Genomic DNA, 17,889 nt, shown 5'->3' on the forward strand with positions numbered 1-17,889 from the left:
AAATAAATCGAATGACTGCTGTTCTCAATAGATTTCGCGTAAGGAACTTTAGAAGTGTCTCCGACAGTAAATGGATTGATACCTCAAATCTTACTGCCCTCATTGGTACCAATGAAGCGGGTAAAACGAACCTTTTACTGCCACTGTGGAAGCTTAACCCTGCCAATAAAGAGCCCATCGACCCTCTAATTGATTACCCCCGCCCCATCTACAGCAGCTTTAAGGCGGACGGTGATGATCAACCATTCATTGAAGCCGAATTCCAATTGCATGCAGTACAAGCTAAGGAACTTTCCAAAAAGCTGAAAATTGCCCAATCATTTACAGAACAGGTTCGATATTCCCGTCATTGGGATAAATCCTATAAAATCGTCCTGTTAGCTTTTGAAAATAACCAATTTGATGGCCCAGCCTTTTCTAGCTTTTTACAGAGCTTGGTAAAGCTGATTGAGCCATTTGGAGAGTTTGAAGGGGCCCTAGAAGTCAAAGACTTTTTCCATGGAGCGATAGAGCGATCCAGAACGTGGTCCGGAAATATACATACAAAAATAATTGAGTTGCTGGAGCGGTTTGATAATATTGAATACGAGGCAGAAGAGATCCAAGAAAAGGCTATTCAATCGGTTATAGAGCCTGTCAGGAAGCTTTCCGAAATTACGGCAGTAAATGGCGAGTTGACTGGGGAATATTATGAAACAGTATTAAAGTATTTACCTGCCTTTGTTTATTATTCGGACTATGGTAACCTTAACTCAGAAATTTATCTACCCCGTGTTATTGAGGATTTGAGTAGAAAGAACTTAAAGGGCATAGACAGGGACAGGGCAAGAACATTAAAAGTCCTGTTTGACTTTGTAAAACTTACACCTAAAGAGATTTTGGAACTTGGAAAGGAGCAGGCCCATTCGAATACGAAGGAAGAGGAAACCATAGCTGAAGAAGCAAAACGCAAGAAGGAGCGGGAAGTTTTGCTGCAATCAGCCTCCACTAAAATGACCAAAGATTTCCGCAACTGGTGGAAACAAGGCGATTACCGTTTTCGCTTTGATGCTGATGGGAATCATTTCCGTATTTGGGTCAGCGATGAGAAAAGGCCGGAAGAAATTGAACTGGAAAGTAGAAGTCGCGGTTTACAATGGTTTTTTAGTTTTTTCTTGGTATTCCTTGTCGAAAGTCAAGACGAGCATACAGGTTGTATTCTCCTATTAGATGAACCAGGTGTTACTCTTCACCCTATAGCACAGGAGGATCTTATCAAGTTTTTCAAATCCTTGTCTCAGGATAGCCAAGTGGTTTATACCACACATTCGCCTTTTTTGATCGATTCCAATAACTTAGGGCAGGTGAAAGCGGTGTATATTGACGATGAGGGGCATTCCGCAGTATCATCTGATTTAAGGAAAGGCAGCAAAGTATCAGAAAATTCAATATATCCAGTCCATGCAGCTATTGGACTGTCTATTTCCGAAACATTTCTTAATGGATGCCAACCGGTTTTGGTAGAAGGACATAGCGATCAGGTATACTTGCATGCCATTAAAAGTTATTTACAGAAAAAAGGGTTGTTGGGCGCAACCAAAGAACTAGTGTTTATTCCGACAGGAGGAGTAAAAGGCATGAAGCCTATTATTAATATCATCTCTGGTAAAGATGCCCAATTACCGTTTGTAGTGTTAGACAGTGATTTAAACGGTACCAAGATGAAAGACACTTTGGCAAAAGACTTATACAGTAGTCAATCGGAGCGCATATTCGTGATAAAAGACCTTTTGGGAGTTGACAATACTGAGATAGAGGATCTTTTTCCCAATGAAATGATGGCTGATGCATTGGATAGAAAATACCGTGTAGAAGACACTGCCCTGATTGACGAAATTGAAGAGAATAGCCCATTCCTTGTTCAGGCGGAGACCTATTTTAAGAAAAACAGTATAGTCCCGGCGGATGGCTGGAAAGTAGATTTGGCCAAAGAGATGGAAAAAAAGCTACAACGTAAAAATGCACCTATATCGCAACAAACCGAAGAAATTTGGAAAAACCTATTTGATAAACTTTCGGATATAAAAAAATTGGGTAACTGATCCTTTCTTCACTAACAATGCCTGCAAGTCCGTTATGATAAAGCGGGCATAAAGGCGTTGTTTTCAGGCTTTTCAGTCTTCTATTTTTTGAATAAATTTCCAGTAAACAGCGAAAAAAGCCGGGGACACCTAAATTTGAGACGTTCCCCCTGAGCCGGGAACAATCAGCAGCCTATGCAAATAGAAAAACTAACCATACAGAATTTCCGGAATATAGGTCCCAAAACCTCTTTCCTGTTTGATCCACAGTTTACCGTAATTATAGGGATCAATGGGAAAGGCAAGTCGACACTGCTTCATGCCCTGCGGATCGCTTGCGGCACCTACCTGCTGGCCATTACCGAAGTCCCGAAGCGTCACATCGACCCGGACGAAATCCGCCTGGAGCGCTTCGGCACCCACAGTTCGCCCCAGACTCCAGTGATTGTAGAGGCGGAGGGCTACTTCCCGGAATATCCCGACAAGGTGGTCTGGAGAAGGCAGATCCCGGAAGGAAAATCCAGAACAACTTCAAACGAGGAGGACGTGGGACGGGTGCGGAACATTGGCAGGGAAAAATATCTGGAGGTCACCCGGAAAGGAAATGATACCCTAGCCCTTCCGGTCATTGCCTTCTTTGGCACCTCCCGGGCCCATGGTGCCGGCAGGAACCGGGGTACCCGGGTCGTACGGCAGATTTTCAAGGAAGGTTACCACAACTGGGAAGAAATGAAGTCCAGCACTTACCAATACGACAGCTGGCTGTCCAGTTTTGACGCCCTGCTGCTGGATAAAAAGGAGGACCCGCAAGTACGGGAAGGTTTTTATGCGGCGCTCAAAAGGGCCAACCCTTATATAGAAGATGTTCAATTTGTAGGGGGGGAGCTGTGGCTCCGGGTAAAAATCGAAGAGTATACCTCCGACTTTTTGCCTCTGCACCTGCACAGCGACGGGGTAATCATGTTGACCGAAATGGTGGCCGAACTGGCGTACCGCTGCAGCATTTTGAATGGCTATCTTGGGGCCAGGGCGGTCGAGGAAACAAGGGGGGTGGTTCTGATTGACGAACTGGACCTCCACCTGCATCCTAACTGGCAGCGCCACGTAGTCCAGGACCTGAAAAACGCCTTTCCCCGCATCCAGTTCATGGCCACGACCCATTCACCTTTCATCGTACAGTCATTAAACAGCAACGAGCTCATTAACCTGGATCTGGGTACCGATGTCTCGCCCAAAGAACTGAGCCTGGAAGTTGTTGCGGAGGAGGTCATGAATGTAAAAAGCCCCTTCAGCGACGAAAATGCTGCAAAAGAACAACTGAGCATGGATTATTTCCAGTTGCTCGAAGAAGCGGTAAACAGCCCCGATAAAGCAGCCTATATAGACCGGCTGGAAACCTTTGAGAATGCGATTGATGATGCCGGCCTTCGAGCCTTTTTAAAGTCCACCCGAATTGCAAAGAATATTTTATAATGAGACCCATTGAAAATGCGCCCGTACCCACGAAGAACGGGGTGGCGAAAGCATACAATGATTATAAGGAATGGCGGCTGGACTTGGTGACGGCTTACGGACAGCACTGTGTCTATTGCAATGACCGTCTGCCCAACAATCTGCAGGTGGAACACCAGGTAGCCCAGTCCTTGGGCATCGTTTCGCCACTGGACTGGAATAACCTGTACCTGGCCTGCGGCCCCTGCAACCTGGCTAAATCTGATAAGGTCCTGTCGGCAGCCACCCATTACTTGCCTAACGAGCACAACACCCATTTGATTTTTGATTACCAGCTTCGCCCGCATAATAAACTGCCAGGTAAAATTGCCTGTATACCGGTTCCGAAAGAAAACCTGGACGAAGAGCAAAAAACCAAGGCCGCCCAAACTATCCTGGATTTAAAACTGGCGAAGGTGGAACAAACGCCTTTGCAGGAACGGAAAATGACGGATGTGCGCTGGCAGAACCGCTTTGATGCCTTTGAAATGGCCAGAACGCAACGGCGGCTCTGGGACACCTTGGTTACCCAAGTGCAAAAGGACGCATACCTGTCATGCATTCCACCGTTGTTGGTCCGGGCAGGTTTTTTTTCCCTGTGGGTGCAGGCTTTTGAGAGTGTTCCAGTAGTGCTGGAAGCCCTAATAAATGCCCTCCCCCATACGGCAGTAAGCTGTTTTGACCCGGTAACAGGCTACCAACCGACAAATCGAAATCCTGCCAATGCCGCCGATCCCATTTAAAAAGAAACAGGATCCTGACGATACTGCAGCGAAACCAGCGGGGAAAAAATAGACCCCTGTTTCTAAAAGGGTCTATTTTTTTCACCCATCCCCCGGTGAGCTGATTCCCTTAGCACTCCACCTTTAAAAATGCTTCACCTCCAAAAGTCCGGCGTTCACCGAAACCGGCCGAAGAAGCTTCCGGGGACGTCCTATCTTTGACTTGTCAAACGATCCAAACCTTTTGAAAGCCTAAAATAACCAATTTCCAATAGTCCAAACCGACCGTTTCCATTATCCCGAAAATCCGGGTAATCCGTAAGTACCTTTTGAAAATTCCAGATCCAGAAAAACCAAAGGCGTCCTTATCCTAATCGAACAAAATTTTTCAACGCCTGATAAATCTTCCTCCCGGTCGCCGGGAGGATTTTTTTATTTTCCCCGGCCAGGCCCCTGTCTGAAACAGGCTGTAATCCCTATGGCGGACAGAGCGGGCATAAAAAAGCCCCGAGTAGAAACAGGGGGCGACTAACGATTGCTTGCCATATGAAAAAGTTGGAAATATTCCTGTTTTGCATTGCACAGCTATTGCCGGGTATACACTTCTCTTTTCCCTTCACTGCCTCCGGCTCCTTTGCTGATACAAACATAGCCGAAGCAGCAGTTCGCTTCAGATCAAATCAGGCGGCATTCCATTACAGCAAACACACATGCAAAATTTTAAAAGCCTTTACTAAACTCATTTTCACAGGAAACACTCTCTTATCTCCAACTGCTTTTCTACTCTCCCGGTTACACGAGCCGGCGCACCCTTTTTTGATAGTTTTTGTAATCCACTCCATGCTGGCGAGTTAAATACTCCTCTTCCAGCCGGATCTGTATTTGGATCAGCAGGTAGGTGCCCGCCAGGACCACGAGGTTCCCGGCACTGGGCAGCACCAGGAATACGCCAAGAACACTTACCAGCATGCCCAGGAAAACGGGATTGCGTGAATAGCGGAACACCCCGCACGTCACCAGCTCGGTGCGGTTCTTTTCGTCAATGCCAATCCTCCAGGAATTGCGCATCTGCACCTGGGCCACCATGATCCAGATAAGGGAAGCATGGAGCAGCAGCAGGCCAGCGACCCTGGCGCCGGCGCCCTCCAGGTATTCCACCGGGACTACATACCGGTACACCGCCGGCGAAACGGAATAAAGGAGCACCACCGCCACCAGCAGGGCGGTAGCGACCTTCATCATTTTCCCAATATAATCATGGGCGGTATCGCTGCTGCCAAAGGTTACGGGATTGATACCGGTCCTGCGGTACACCCGCCAGGAGGGAAGCACGAAGGTGACCAACAGGTACCCCAACAGGAACAGCGGCAAATACCACCTCAGAAAAGTTTCCATAGTCATATCCCTCCTTACAAGCGTATTTTAATCCCCCCATTGACTACAAATCCATCTACCGGCGCATAGATGTCCCGGAAAACAGGGTTGCTGATCGAGCCGGAGTAGATGGTATCAAAGCGGGTCTGGCGGGTGTCGGTGAAATTCTCGAAGTTGACAAACACGGAAAAGTGCTCCCACAGCTTTTCCGCCATAAAGCCGGTGATCCAGTAAGGCTTTCCCGTGGCACCGTCGCTGAGCCGCTGGGGACTGTAATAATAGGCTTCCAGACCAAGCTTGAGCTTTTCCTCGATTTCGTACATGAGCACATTATTCAGCCGGTGGCGGGCGGTCAGCGGCAGCCAGCCCTTGCCCCCGGAATAATGGGTGTTAGCGTCCGTGTAGGTATAGCCCACAAACAGCTTGAAGTCATCATATACCAGGCGCAGGTTGGTTTCCATTCCCTTGGTATCGAGATAACCCGCAGCATTCCGGAACTCCAGCGCGCCCCCTGCGGCTACGCCCAGCACTAGCGGCCGCCGCAGCCGGGTGTAAAAAAACAGGTGGTTCAGGCTCAGCCCTACTTCCCCTATGGTGGTCCGGTAGTTCACGTCCCAGTTGCCGCCCATCGAACGCTCGTTCTGGGTGGTCAACCGGTTGATCGGCAGGACGCCCTGGAACTGCAGGCGCTCCGACTCCTCGGTAAACACCGTGGGGGCCTTGTAGCCAAAACCGCCGCCCAGGCGGGTAGAGAATTTGGAGGACAGGCGCCACAGGGCGGAGAGGCGCGGCAGCAGCTCGAAGTCATATCCCTGCACCTTGTCCCCACGCAGGCCGGTTTCCAGGGTGAAGCTTTCGGAAGGCGACCAGGCGTTCTGCACGAACAGGCCATAGGTATTGTAATGATAATCCCGCAGCGGGCTTGCCGTCAGCCGCTGCTCGGCCAGGTCGTCGGTCAGCACGTTGGCGCCCACTACCCACTGGCTTTTTTCCATGGCCTTGTTCCAGGTCAGTTCCGAAAAGGAGGACTGCTGGAGGGCGTCAAACCGGTAAGAGGGGATTTCAATGGTGCAGTCAAAGCGGGTGTAGCTGGTTTTGAGCTGCAGGGTGGAACCCTCTGCCAGCCGGTGGGCGATGCCCAGTTGGGTGGTGATGCGGCCGGTATTGTTCTTTTCAAAATAGCCGCTGCCGCCCCGCTTGATGTAATTCATACTGCCGCCCACGCGGTCCTCGGTGATATAGCTCACGCCCACGTCGGCAGTGGTGCTTTTGCCGTACAGGAACAGACGGGGGTTAATGGTATAGCGCTCGAATTTGGGGATGGCGGTCAGGCCGATATCTGCCGGGTCGTAAGGGGAGCCGCTGTTGCGGGAGGCAAACAGGGTCAGGCCGGCCTTGCCGTAGCGCTCGGAGTAAAACCCGCTGAGATCCAGCCCGCCGGCGGAAGTGCCGTTGGCCAGAAAACTGAGCTCCCGCTTCTGTCCGGGTGTTTTGGAAACCAGGTTCACCAGGCCGCCGATGGCGCCGCCGCCGTAGAGGGTGGAGGAGGAACCCTTGATCACTTCCACCTGTTTCAGGTCCAGCGGGGCAATTTGAAGGATGCTGAGACCGGAGGCAAAACCGGCGTACAGGGGGTAGCCATCGCGCAGGATCTGGGTATAGCGGCCGTCGAGGCCCTGGATGCGGATGCCGGCGTTGTAAGAGGTGGCCGAAGTCTGCTGGGTTTGGATGCCGGTGCTTTCATTGAGCAGCATGCGAATGTCGCCGGGTTTCATGTTGCCCTTTTCCGCCAGTTCCTCCCCGGAAATCACCTCGATGCGGGTAGGAGTATTGGCGATGGTGCGGCTGGTTCGGGTGGCGCTAACGATCACCTCTTCCTCTTCGTGTTCCTCCTCTGCTCCCTCCAGCGTGATGATCACGATGGTATCGGCAGCCAAAGGGAAGGTGAGGGAAAGGCTTTTTTCCGCGTAGCCCACGTGGGTGATGCGGAAGGTCTGGCTGCCGGGGGCAACGCCCGAAAGGGTGGCGGCGCCCGTGTTGTCGGCAGCCACCGACCGGTTTCCTTCGGTCCAGGTCAGGGTAGCGCCGGGCAGCGGCAGGTGTTGTTCATTTTGGATCGATGCTCGAAAAAGATGTTGGGCCTGTACCGACACGAAGGTGCAGCACAGCAGGAGTCCTGTCAACAGGTATTTCATGTTGTGGTTTGTTTGTGTTCAAAAGAAAAATAAGTCGAAAAAAGTGCAGCGAAGCAGGCTACGCACGGGGCGGTTGCCAGAAGGAATCCTCCGTGGTCGGGAGGGCCGGGACACCCTCCGGGCTGTAGTGGCGGAGTGCGGGGGAAGGCGGTTCGGGCAAGGCAACTGTATGCACCTCCGGGATAAAGCCCAGGCAGGTGGAACAGGAGGAAAAAGGAGAGCAGGCACCGTCCTCGTCCCCGTCGGAACAGTGGCTTGCTGAAGCCGAGGGCTTCACCAGGCAACAATTGTCCTCGGTGCAGCACTGGGCAAACATGGTTAGGGCCATGATGACCAGCAGGAGTATGGCTACCAGCTTTTTCACGGGCGCAAAGGTAGCCGCGCGGAACAAGCGCTCAAAAAAAACTCATCCCACCCGTGGGAGAGGTGCAGGTAACGAGAAGGATTAATAGGGCTCCACCAGGGTACTGCCAGCTACTTTACTGCTGAGGACGAACTCCCGGGCTCCTACCTCCAGCGTGTACGAGTGGTCCAATTCCTCGACCACTCGCACTATATCGGTCACCCATAGCAAGCCTGACGCGGTCCAGGCACTATTGCTATTGTAGTCGCAAAACATTGCCGAGCAATTGATTATACGTTTTTTTACCGCATATTGCAGGCTTAGAGCCCATCAATCCCCCAATCCTAGGGCTAAATATGTAAATCCTGTCAGGAATGACGCATAGTGACAAGATGAATTTTCCTCTTTTTTATCATCGCAAGAACTTAGCTCCAGCAGTTTAAGCGGGCAAAAGATCGCTGATTTTTTGTCCTTTCCCGTGAAATCAAAGGTTCCGAGTATTGCAGTTCCAAAGGGAACCGGCACGGTATAATTGCCCAGTTCAATGAATGGGGCACATCGTCCAGGTTTCCATTTATGGGTCTGATGGGGGTAAAACCAAATTCCGGAATTGAATAGAAAAGGGTGTGTTGCATATGTTGGGCAGGGCTTATGAACCCTGTCCCACCACAATCCGATGCCTGTACCTAGCTTTAAAGCTGCAGAAAACGATAGCCTAGTTACCCAGTGGCCTCGCCGGCACCGGAGAGCTTTATGGGATAGCTATATTATCCAGATAAAGTTTAAGGATTCATCATAAGCAAAGAGTTATGAAGCAGCTAAATGGTTAGTTTATAAGTAAGAGTCGCCTTAGCCAGGGAGAGATGGAGGAACTACTCTAAGAAAATACGCATTATCATTAAAAATATATAAATAAAAATACCATTTCTGGTTGACTTTAAGCCGGTTATATGGTATAGTTAATAAAAAGCGAGGTTAATTATGAAAGAGCGTTCACCGCCATAAAATTTTGATTCAGGAATGCCTAAATCGTGTGTTGCACAGGCCTTACAACTAAAGCGGCTCCTGCAACTTTGTGTAAAATCCCGGCAGTGCTTTGGAATCATGGAATAAAAAAACCCTTGTTGACGCAAGGGCTTTCCTACCAGGCGAAGCTGGTTCAGTAAAATAAATAACAATCCGGGCCTTTTCCTAATTGACGTTAGGGCTGGCCCACAAAACAACTTTTAAAAACATGGATATCAATCAATACACTCAAATCCTGCCCGAAATTAAAGTCTTGGGCTTAAATATTCTAACTATTCTTAACAGTAAAGATGTTAATGGTATTGTTACAGTCTTCTTTTCACCCATTCTAACGAAGCTGTATGCAGACGAAATAGGGAAAAGATTATTCAAAAGGTAACCACTGTAAAGCCCGGCTCTGGTCGGGCTTTTTTTATGTTTGGTTTCTTTCATGAGTTTCTGCTGGTGATTCTGCCTTATTTCTTTTTGATGGACTGCCACTTCCAGACCAGCGAGCTCAAGTCCAGGAAAGCCCGTGACAACCATGCCCGGCGCCTATGGGTCCTAGGGAGCTGGCGGGCCTGAATTTCAATATCTATGCGCTGGTGTTGGACGCGGTCCTCATCCACCTGATCACGAATACTTCCATAATAAAATAAGAGCCAACCAGAAGCGGAGGTGGCTCTTGCTATATAAATTACCCTTCAAAATTAAAGCGCTACCGACTTGCGGGCATTCCCTGTCCATTGTTCCATGACCTCCGGGGCCGGTTTCGCATTGGTGCCTTCCCCATAAACGGTGGCGGCGCCATAGGTATAGAAAGCTTCCCAGTCAACGCCCTGCGGGTCGGTGATCCAGGATTTCTGGCTCTTGGAATAGCAGCAGGTGCAATGGCCTTCTTCCCGAACGGTTCCTTTTGCCTTTTGCATGTTGTCGTACACCTGCTCCAGATCCTCCGGGTTGTCCACCTGGAGGCCCAGGTGCTCGATACCGTTTTCACTGTGGCCCGTGGAAATAGCGAAGTTTATCCGCGGGTCTTCCAGCATCCACTTGGCATAATCCTCTTTGGAAACGGTGGGTTCCACCCCGAATAAGGCATTGTAAAAACGGATGCTGTCATTCAAATCCTTTACCCTGACATGTACGTGAAAGCGTTTCATTGTGTTTGTTTTCTACCATGACGCCCCGGTAACCAAAAGGTGACAGGAATTATTCAACTTTTTTCAGGGAAGCCTTGTAGCGTTGCAGGGATCGGCAATCCGGGCGGATGTCAAAGGAAACCAGGCGCCCCTCCCCGTTTAATTCCAGGATGCAGCATTCGGTAAATAGGTCCCGGAGCATTTTGCGTCCCCGGCTCACCCGTTGCTTCACGGCGGCCAGGGAGAGGTCCAGCTCGGCCGCCACGTCCTTTAAATTGCTTCCCTCCACATCACTTTTGCGCAGGGGAAGGGCATAGGAATCGGGCAACAGGTTGATCATGGGCAGAATATACTCGGCGGCCTCCCGGAATGCGGAGGCCTCCTCTTCCTGCCCGACTTCTGGCAAGGTATCGGTGGGGGTGCTTTTACCTTCTTTCCGGTAATGATCGGCCAGGGTATTGCTGGCGATCTGGAACAGCCAGGACCGGATATTGCGCACACCGCTTTTGCAGGAGCAGAACTGGTACACCTTCAACAGTACGTCCTGGGAAATGTCTTTGGCGGTATTTTCATCCTTCACCCGCTTGAGGATAAAGTAATAGAGGGCTTCCTTGTGCTCTTGCCAGAGGGCCGGTACATCACAGTTCATTTTATAGGGTTTGGTGGTTAGGGGTATAAAATAAGAAAAGCCTTTCACAAAGGCACGGAAAGAAAAAAACTCAGAAAAATCCGCCGGCTATTGGTTTGTTTCGGAATACATCGTAATATTGCAATATCACTATGGGCGTAACGAAATCAGAAATATTCACGAAAGAGCAAAACCAGCTGGCACAGCTAATGAAGGCGCTGGCCCACCCGGCCCGCATTGCCATCCTGCAGGAGCTGATCAAGGTCAATGCCTGCATCAACAGCGACCTGGTGGAGGAACTGGGCCTGGCACAGGCGACCATTTCCCAGCATTTGAAGGAATTGAAAAACGCCGGCCTGATCAAAGGCTCGGTGGAAGGCACCTCGGTTTGCTATTGTATCGATGAGGAAAACTGGAAGCTCTGTAAGGAGCAGATTGAAGCCTTTTTTGTGGCGTATAAGCCAAAAGGCAGCTGCTGCTGATTTTTTTTGCCCCACATCATTGCCATATTGCAATAATACAATACTACAGCTATGTCCCAACAACACAAGGTCTTGTTCGTATGCGTGCACAACTCTGCCCGCAGCCAGATGGCGGAAGCCTTTCTCAATAAATACGGCGCTCCCCATTTTCAAGCCGAAAGTGCCGGCCTGGAGCCCGGAAAATTGAATCCCAATGTGGTGGAAGTCATGAAGGAAAAAGGCATCGACATCAGCCAGAACATAACACAGGGAGTTTTTGACCTCTTCCAAAAGGGTGCTCATTATAATGCCGTCGTGACCGTTTGTGATGGTGCGAACAGCGAACGTTGCCCTATTTTCCCCGGCATGATGAAACGCATTGCCTGGTCGTTTGCCGACCCCTCCTCCTTTACCGGCACCCCGGAAGAAATACTGGCCCAAACCCGCGTGGTCCGGGACCAGGTGGAAGAACAGGTAAAAGCCTTTGTACGGGAAGCCAGTGAGGTTGCTTACTGGATAAAATAAAATTGGATTCCTTAACACGTAAACATATTTACCATGCAAACCCAAGAACAATTAAAAGAGATCGTCCGTCAGAAATATTCCGAGATCGCCCTCCAGGACAAGGAAACCAACCAATCCTCCTGTTGCGGCTCGGGCTGCTGCTCCACGGAAGTGTACAACATCATGTCTGATGACTACCAGCAGCTGGAAGGCTATAACCCCGAGGCCGACCTGGGCCTGGGCTGCGGCCTGCCCACCCAGTTCGCACAGATCAAGAAGGGCGACGTGGTGATCGACCTGGGCAGCGGCGCCGGCAACGACGCCTTTGTGGCCCGCCACGAAACCGGGGAAGCCGGCAAGGTGATCGGCATTGACTTTACCCCTGCCATGATCGAAAAGGCACGGGCCAATGCCGAAAAACTGGGATTCAACAACGTGGAGTTCCGCCAGGGCGATATCGAGAAAATGCCGGTAACCGCAAATGTGGCTGATGTGATTGTCTCCAACTGTGTGCTGAACCTTGTGCCCAATAAGTATGGTGTGTTTCAGGAGATCTTCCGTGTCCTGAAGCCTGGCGGCCACTTCAGCATTTCCGATATTGTGCTGGTGGGTGGCTTGCCAGATGACATCCGCAACGCCGCCGAAATGTATGCCGGCTGCGTTTCCGGGGCCATTCAAAAGGAGGTGTATCTGGAACTGATTCAAAGCAGCGGCTTCCAGAACATTACCCTGCAAAAAGAAAAGCAGATCATCATCCCCGATGATATCCTGTCCGCTTACTTATCCGAAGAAAAAATAGCCGCTTTCAAGGCCTCCGGTACCGGTATTTACAGCATTACGGTCTATGCCGAAAAGCCCGCCCAGCAGGCCTGTTGCGCACCCGGCTGCTGCAGCTAAGGAATTCCAGCCTGGACCCGAAAAGGGTTCAGGCTGTTTTTTTACCTCCTGACGGCCCTGCTGCAGGGGGAATCTATCGTCAAAACCTATACAAATTATGTCAGCAACAAATTGTAACCCGGCCCGGGAACGGAAGAAACTGAGTTTCCTGGACCGCTATTTAACCCTCTGGATCTTCGCGGCTATGGCGGCCGGCGTGGCGATCGGCTATTTTGTGCCTTCCTCCTCGGGCTTCATCAACTCCTTTTCCAGCGGTACGATGAACATCCCGCTGGCCATCGGCCTGATCCTGATGATGTACCCGCCCTTTGCAAAGGTGCGCTATGAGCAGCTGGGTGAGGTTTTTAAAAACACGAAGATCCTGGGTACCTCCCTGCTGCTCAACTGGATCATTGGCCCCATCCTGATGTTTTTCCTGGCCATCATCTTCCTGCGGGGCTATCCTGAATATATGGTGGGCCTGATCCTGATCGGCCTTGCCCGCTGCATCGCTATGGTGATCGTGTGGAACGAGCTGGCGGAAGGCAGCCGCGAATACGCTGCCGGGCTGGTGGCCCTGAACAGCATCTTTCAGGTGCTGCTCTACAGTGTCTATGCCTATGTGTTTGTGACCCTGCTGCCGCCACTTTTCGGTATCCGCGGCTCAGAAGTAAATGTGAGCATCGGGCAGATCGCCGAGAGCGTGGCCATCTACCTGGGTATTCCCTTTGCGGCCGGCGTGCTGACCCGCATTATCCTGAAAAAGGCAAAAGGAGAGGAGTGGTACCAGAAGAAGTTCCTGCCGGTTATTTCACCCATTACCCTGATCGCCCTGCTGTTCACCATCGTGATCATGTTCAGCCTTAAAGGGGAGCTGATCGTAAAGATCCCCATGGACGTGGTGCGCATCGCCATTCCGCTGGTGATCTACTTTGCCATCATGTTCCTGGTGAGCTTTTTTATCGGCAAGGCCCTGGGTGCCGATTATTCCAAAAACGCCTCCATCGCCTTTACCGCCGCTGGCAACAACTTCGAGCTGGCCATTGCGGTAGCCATCGGCGTGTTCGGTATCAACAGCGGGCAGGCCTTTGCCGGCGTGATTGGTCCGCTGGTGGAAGTGCCGGCACTGATCGCCCTGGTGAACGTGGCTTTCTGGCTGCGCAACAAATATTACCAACCCCAGAAAATTCAAAACGCTTAATTTTTTCTATGAGAATTGCACTCTTTAGCGACATCCACGCCAACCTGCCCGCGCTGGAAGCCTTTTTCAGGGATGTGGACCAAAAGAACCCAGATGCCATTTATTGCCTGGGTGACCTGGTGGGCTACAATAGCTGGCCCAACGAGGTGATCAACGAGATCCGGAAAAGGCGCATCCCCACCATTGCCGGCAATTACGATTTCGGCATTGGCCGCAAAAGCGGCGACTGCGGCTGCGCGTATAAAACCGACAAGGATAAAGCCATGGGAGAAGTTTCCATTTCCTATACCGATTCCATTGTCCGGGACGAAGAGCGGGCCTACCTGCGGACCCTGCCGGCACATATCCGGGTAGAGTTCCAGCTGAATAACGATAAACTGAACCTGCTGCTGGTGCACGGCAGCCCGCGGAAGATCAACGAATACCTGTTTGAAGAGCGGGACGAGAAAAGCCTGCTGCGCATTATGCAGGAGGCCGATGCCGACATTATGTGTTTTGGCCATACCCACAAGCCCTATCACCGCGTCCTGCCTCTGGAGCTCCAGCAGGAACGCCCGCATTTCCGCCATGCCATCAACATCGGCTCGGTAGGGAAACCCAAGGACGGTGACGCCCGGGGTTGCTATGTGCTGCTGACGATAAACGAGAACAGCAGCATCCAGGACAAGGAAGCGGTGCAGGTAGAGTTCGTGCGCTTTGCCTATGACGTAGAGCAGGCGGCCAAAGCGGTGGAGAAAAGCCCTTTGCCGGACGAGTATGCCGATATGCTGCGCAAAGCCTATTAAAGTCCGTAAGGCGTCCTTCCTGAAGGAGGGCAATAAAAACCGGACAACAGGCCCGTCGCCTGAAACCATTTATATCCCAACATAACCAACAATTCATGAGAATAGCGCTCTTCAGCGATGTACATGCCAACCTTCCGGCCCTGGAAGCCTGTTTGAAAAGTATCGACCAGCAAGCCCCCGACACCCTGTATTGCCTCGGTGACCTGGTAGGTTATAATATATGGCCGGCAGAAGTCATCCGGGAGGTTCGCAGCCGGCGAATCCCCACCATTGCCGGGAATTATGATGAGAAAATCGGGCTGCTGAAGGGGGAAAGCGTGATTCCTGCCGCGGACGGCAGCAAGAAAACGGCGGGCAGTATTTCGGTGGCGGTTACCGATCTGGCCATGGGGGCCGGTGATCGGGAGTACCTGCGTACCCTGCCGGCTCATATCCGGGTGGAGTTCCGGCTCGGGGAGAACCGGCTGAACCTGCTGCTGGTGCACGGCAGCCCCCGCAAAATCAATGAGTATCTCTATGAAGACCACGATGAGCAACTCCTGTTGGAAATGATGGAGGAGGCCGGGGCAGATATTCTGTGCTTTGGACACACCCACAAACCCTATCACCGCGTGCTGCCCGCCAATCCGCAGGAAGGCGCACATTTCCGCCATGCCATCAACATCGGTTCGGTAGGCAAGCCCAAGGACGGCGACAACCGCGGCTGCTACGTGCTGCTGACCATCAACCCCAACAGTTCAACTTGGAGCAGGGAAACCGTGCAGGTCGAGTTCGTACGTTTTAACTATGACGTGGAGCAAGCTGCAAAAGCGGTGGAAGAAAGCCCGCTGCCCAATGAATTTGCTGATATGCTGCGCAAAGCTTACTAAATCTCCTGCCAGCTGTCATGCGGCTGGTGGTCTTTTTCAGCTGGCAGGATGACCCGGCAGGTGGGCTTGTTTTTAGGCGCCTGCCGGGCATTTACGGGCTTGCTCCCGGGCAGCAAACAGAAGATCAGTTTTATAAATTGACCTTCCCAAAAGGTAAGCCTGAACGCAGTTCAAAGACTTGCCTTTTCATTTCTGGCAGGCGCAGGTTTTGGAAACCTTATTCCCCGCAGGTGGGCAAGGGGGCAAAACCAGGCGTTACGAAAGAACGCCGGGAAAGTCCACTCCGTTTTCAGGTGGAATGATAGATACTAAACATTTTAGCATTCTAATAAAAGGGCTTAACTTTATGTAACAACAGACACCTCCTGGCGGGATGAATGCGTAAAGTGGTTCCTGCGAAGTGAGTGCTGTTGCACTTTGCTTCGTCCAAAAGGCTTCCGCTTAAGCGGAATAGGTCGCATAAACCCCACTCCTTTAGGGTGAGTGTACGTCAGAAGTTCACCAGCTAAGCTACCGACAAGGAGAAAGAGCCCGGGAAAGAGGCTTGGGCGAATATGGAGCCCAATATACAAAAGTTTATTAATGAGCTTAGACGCCGCCTGTGATGCCTGGTACCTGTTGCCGCCCCCTCAAACGGTTTTGAGCACCCGTCGGGAAACAAAGCTGCGGCCGCCGGCCACTTCCCGTATGGCGTCAAATATTTCCGCCCTCGAGTCCTTGGCAACATAAGCCCGTGCCCCGGCCTCGATCATCTTATTTCCCTGCCAAGGGTCGTAACTCAGCGACATGCCAACGACTTTTACTTCCGGGTAGTCCCGTACAATCCGGCGGGTTGCTTCCACGCCCCCTATTTCCGGGATATGCAGGTCCATCAAAATAATGTCCGGCCGCAGCTTACCGGCCAGTTCAGCTGCCTGCGCAGCACCGGAGCACTCCGCCAGTACTTCAAACCTGAGGTCGCGGTTCAAAATATAGCACAAGGTTTCCCGGATCAGTTCCTGGTGATCAGCCATGATAATGGTGGTCTTTTTCATCTTGGAGTTAGTTTTTCTTTAATTGCTGGTGCTAATAGCAAAAGAAGGGATAAAAGTCCCTGTCCTGCACTAAGCTCCCGGTTACAACCTGGCAGCAGGCAGGTTCTTTCCATCCAAAAAAATCCCCTCCAGGAAGGGGACGGCTTACTTCAGGCCGGACGGTTGTACACAGGTAGCCAGGGGCCTGCATTTTCTTAGGGTTGAGATCTTATTTCAGAAGGCCTTACGGACTGAAAACGGGCCTTTCACGGAAAATTCCTGCTCCTGCAACAGGACCGGTTCTTTATTGGTATTGGATTTTCTTCCACTTTGGAGCAGCAAAGTTACCAGGCTGAGTCAGCCATTGCTGCCTTCCTTTCGATGAAAAGGGGGACCCTGCTGATGAAGCAGGGGAACTACCCGTCAAAATTTTAGGCAAAAAAATAGCGATAATCTAACGACCCGTGTTTCTACTTGCCGCTGTTTAAGTAATGCTACCAATAAAGTTATTTGACCTTTAATTGCAGCCTCAGCATTAATGTTACTGTTCCCGGGAAAATTCCCTTGGCAGGGCCGACCGCTGGTGTTGGGATAGAGCAGACATAAAAAAAGCCCCGAGTAGAAACAGGGGGCGACTAACGATTGCTTGCCATATGAAACACTTAAATCTCTTGCGGTAAAGGTGCCGAACCGTTTACCAATATTCTCAGGTATTTATTTCGGTTGAGGGTTCAAAGATAGCACGCTGGTTTAAACGATTAAATAATAAATGTTGAAACATTGATTTTGACGGTCGAACTGGGCTTTTGGGAAGGTCAATGACCTGTAAAAAGTTTGGGGTACGCCGGTGGTATTTGTTTGCAGAGAGGGCCAGCCAAGGGCATAAAAAAGCCCCGGGTAGAAACAGGGGACGACTAACGATTGCTTGCCATATGAAAAAAGTTGAGGATAGTCTTGTTTTGCTGGTGCACAACTGTTGCCGGCTACGCGATTTTTCCCCCCTTTCACTACCTCCGGCTTGGCTGATACAAACATAACCAAGGCTACCTTACGCTTGGGATAAAAGCATCCGCTATATCATTATCTCAAGTAACACATGAGCTTTATTAAAGCCCTTTACCATGCTGAATTTCAGCCGAAACGGCCTATTATACCCAACCGCTTTTTCTTCCCTTTTCTTTCCCCTGTACAATGAAAATCCAATGGTGATTTCCCTCCCTGAT

At 50.9% G+C, this 17,889-nt stretch carries 16 protein-coding genes; 10 read left to right on the forward strand and 6 right to left on the reverse strand.

Annotated elements, in window-relative coordinates:
* Positions 1-11 precede the first annotated feature (11 nt).
* The 3 genes from V9K67_RS22060 (at position 12) to V9K67_RS22070 (ending at position 4,294) form a co-directional block, all read left to right on the forward strand.
* Complete coding sequence (locus tag V9K67_RS22060) at positions 12-2,081, forward strand: AAA family ATPase (RefSeq protein ID WP_336726331.1); 2,070 nt, start codon at positions 12-14, stop codon at positions 2,079-2,081.
* A gap of 174 nt (positions 2,082-2,255) precedes the next feature.
* Positions 2,256-3,533 carry an AAA family ATPase gene (locus tag V9K67_RS22065; RefSeq protein WP_336726333.1) on the forward strand — a complete coding sequence of 426 codons (1,278 nt, stop codon included), beginning with the start codon at positions 2,256-2,258 and terminating at the stop codon, positions 3,531-3,533.
* Positions 3,533-4,294: an HNH endonuclease gene (locus V9K67_RS22070; protein ID WP_336726335.1), complete on the forward strand. Its 762-nt coding sequence runs from the start codon at positions 3,533-3,535 to the stop codon at positions 4,292-4,294. Before V9K67_RS22065 ends, V9K67_RS22070 begins: the two co-directional genes overlap by 1 nt.
* A gap of 771 nt (positions 4,295-5,065) precedes the next feature.
* Here the strand turns inward: V9K67_RS22070 and V9K67_RS22075 are convergent.
* The 5 genes from V9K67_RS22075 to V9K67_RS22095 all read right to left on the reverse strand — a co-directional run bounded on the left by V9K67_RS22075 (position 5,066) and on the right by V9K67_RS22095 (position 10,978).
* Positions 5,066-5,668 carry a methyltransferase family protein gene (locus V9K67_RS22075; RefSeq protein WP_336726337.1) on the reverse strand — a complete coding sequence of 201 codons (603 nt, stop codon included), beginning with the start codon at positions 5,666-5,668 and terminating at the stop codon, positions 5,066-5,068.
* A gap of 14 nt (positions 5,669-5,682) precedes the next feature.
* Positions 5,683-7,842, reverse strand: coding sequence for a TonB-dependent receptor (locus tag V9K67_RS22080; RefSeq protein ID WP_336726339.1), 2,160 nt, complete (start codon positions 7,840-7,842; stop codon positions 5,683-5,685).
* A gap of 58 nt (positions 7,843-7,900) precedes the next feature.
* The gene (locus V9K67_RS22085; RefSeq protein ID WP_336726341.1) at positions 7,901-8,206 is read right to left on the reverse strand and encodes a hypothetical protein; all 306 of its coding nucleotides are present in this window, start codon (positions 8,204-8,206) and stop codon (positions 7,901-7,903) included.
* Between the two features lie 1,694 nt (positions 8,207-9,900).
* Complete coding sequence (locus V9K67_RS22090; RefSeq protein ID WP_336726344.1) at positions 9,901-10,350, reverse strand: ArsI/CadI family heavy metal resistance metalloenzyme; 450 nt, start codon at positions 10,348-10,350, stop codon at positions 9,901-9,903.
* Positions 10,351-10,399: 49 nt separating this feature from the next.
* Positions 10,400-10,978 (reverse strand): sigma-70 family RNA polymerase sigma factor, encoded by a 579-nt coding sequence (locus V9K67_RS22095; RefSeq protein ID WP_336726346.1) that lies wholly within the window; start codon positions 10,976-10,978, stop codon positions 10,400-10,402.
* A 131-nt stretch (positions 10,979-11,109) separates the two neighbouring features.
* Here V9K67_RS22095 and V9K67_RS22100 point away from each other — a divergent pair, with 131 nt between their 5' ends.
* The 7 genes from V9K67_RS22100 (at position 11,110) to V9K67_RS22130 (ending at position 15,955) form a co-directional block, all read left to right on the forward strand.
* Complete coding sequence (locus V9K67_RS22100) at positions 11,110-11,439, forward strand: ArsR/SmtB family transcription factor (RefSeq protein WP_336726349.1); 330 nt, start codon at positions 11,110-11,112, stop codon at positions 11,437-11,439.
* A 51-nt stretch (positions 11,440-11,490) separates the two neighbouring features.
* Positions 11,491-11,943 carry an arsenate reductase ArsC gene (locus tag V9K67_RS22105; protein ID WP_336726351.1) on the forward strand — a complete coding sequence of 151 codons (453 nt, stop codon included), beginning with the start codon at positions 11,491-11,493 and terminating at the stop codon, positions 11,941-11,943.
* Positions 11,944-11,976: 33 nt separating this feature from the next.
* On the forward strand, positions 11,977-12,819 hold the full coding sequence (locus V9K67_RS22110) for an arsenite methyltransferase (protein WP_336726353.1): 843 nt from the start codon (positions 11,977-11,979) through the stop codon (positions 12,817-12,819).
* 97 nt (positions 12,820-12,916) lie between these two features.
* A complete protein-coding gene (gene arsB / locus V9K67_RS22115; RefSeq protein WP_336726356.1) occupies positions 12,917-13,999 on the forward strand; it encodes an ACR3 family arsenite efflux transporter in 1,083 nt (360 codons plus the stop codon).
* An 8-nt stretch (positions 14,000-14,007) separates the two neighbouring features.
* Positions 14,008-14,784, forward strand: a complete 777-nt coding sequence (locus V9K67_RS22120) for a metallophosphoesterase family protein (RefSeq protein WP_336726360.1) — start codon at positions 14,008-14,010, stop codon at positions 14,782-14,784.
* A 95-nt stretch (positions 14,785-14,879) separates the two neighbouring features.
* Complete coding sequence (locus V9K67_RS22125; RefSeq protein ID WP_336726362.1) at positions 14,880-15,653, forward strand: metallophosphoesterase family protein; 774 nt, start codon at positions 14,880-14,882, stop codon at positions 15,651-15,653.
* Positions 15,654-15,670: 17 nt separating this feature from the next.
* On the forward strand, positions 15,671-15,955 hold the full coding sequence (locus V9K67_RS22130) for a hypothetical protein (RefSeq protein ID WP_336726364.1): 285 nt from the start codon (positions 15,671-15,673) through the stop codon (positions 15,953-15,955).
* Positions 15,956-16,282: 327 nt separating this feature from the next.
* On the opposite strand, the gene V9K67_RS22135 is transcribed toward V9K67_RS22130, so the two are convergent.
* Positions 16,283-16,687: a response regulator gene (locus V9K67_RS22135; protein WP_336726366.1), complete on the reverse strand. Its 405-nt coding sequence runs from the start codon at positions 16,685-16,687 to the stop codon at positions 16,283-16,285.
* Positions 16,688-17,889: the final 1,202 nt, after the last annotated feature.

It is taken from the genome of Huijunlia imazamoxiresistens (assembly GCF_037132455.1).
GTDB classification, from domain to species: Bacteria; Bacteroidota; Bacteroidia; order Chitinophagales; family Chitinophagaceae; genus Flavisolibacter; species Flavisolibacter imazamoxiresistens.

Bases quoted from the DNA above. Each gene is read 5' to 3' on its own strand.
- V9K67_RS22060 (WP_336726331.1), top strand. From the start codon at position 12: ATGACTGCTGTTCTCAATAGATTTCGCGTAAGGAACTTTAGAAGTGTC.
- V9K67_RS22105 (WP_336726351.1), top strand. From the start codon at position 11,491: ATGTCCCAACAACACAAGGTCTTGTTCGTATGCGTGCACAACTCTGCC.
- V9K67_RS22135 (WP_336726366.1), bottom strand. From the start codon at position 16,687: ATGAAAAAGACCACCATTATCATGGCTGATCACCAGGAACTGATCCGG.
- arsB (WP_336726356.1), top strand. From the start codon at position 12,917: ATGTCAGCAACAAATTGTAACCCGGCCCGGGAACGGAAGAAACTGAGT.
- V9K67_RS22095 (WP_336726346.1), bottom strand. From the start codon at position 10,978: ATGAACTGTGATGTACCGGCCCTCTGGCAAGAGCACAAGGAAGCCCTC.
- V9K67_RS22090 (WP_336726344.1), bottom strand. From the start codon at position 10,350: ATGAAACGCTTTCACGTACATGTCAGGGTAAAGGATTTGAATGACAGC.
- V9K67_RS22065 (WP_336726333.1), top strand. From the start codon at position 2,256: ATGCAAATAGAAAAACTAACCATACAGAATTTCCGGAATATAGGTCCC.
- V9K67_RS22070 (WP_336726335.1), top strand. From the start codon at position 3,533: ATGAGACCCATTGAAAATGCGCCCGTACCCACGAAGAACGGGGTGGCG.
- V9K67_RS22120 (WP_336726360.1), top strand. From the start codon at position 14,008: ATGAGAATTGCACTCTTTAGCGACATCCACGCCAACCTGCCCGCGCTG.
- V9K67_RS22075 (WP_336726337.1), bottom strand. From the start codon at position 5,668: ATGGAAACTTTTCTGAGGTGGTATTTGCCGCTGTTCCTGTTGGGGTAC.
- V9K67_RS22130 (WP_336726364.1), top strand. From the start codon at position 15,671: ATGCGGCTGGTGGTCTTTTTCAGCTGGCAGGATGACCCGGCAGGTGGG.
- V9K67_RS22100 (WP_336726349.1), top strand. From the start codon at position 11,110: ATGGGCGTAACGAAATCAGAAATATTCACGAAAGAGCAAAACCAGCTG.
- V9K67_RS22110 (WP_336726353.1), top strand. From the start codon at position 11,977: ATGCAAACCCAAGAACAATTAAAAGAGATCGTCCGTCAGAAATATTCC.
- V9K67_RS22125 (WP_336726362.1), top strand. From the start codon at position 14,880: ATGAGAATAGCGCTCTTCAGCGATGTACATGCCAACCTTCCGGCCCTG.
- V9K67_RS22080 (WP_336726339.1), bottom strand. From the start codon at position 7,842: ATGAAATACCTGTTGACAGGACTCCTGCTGTGCTGCACCTTCGTGTCG.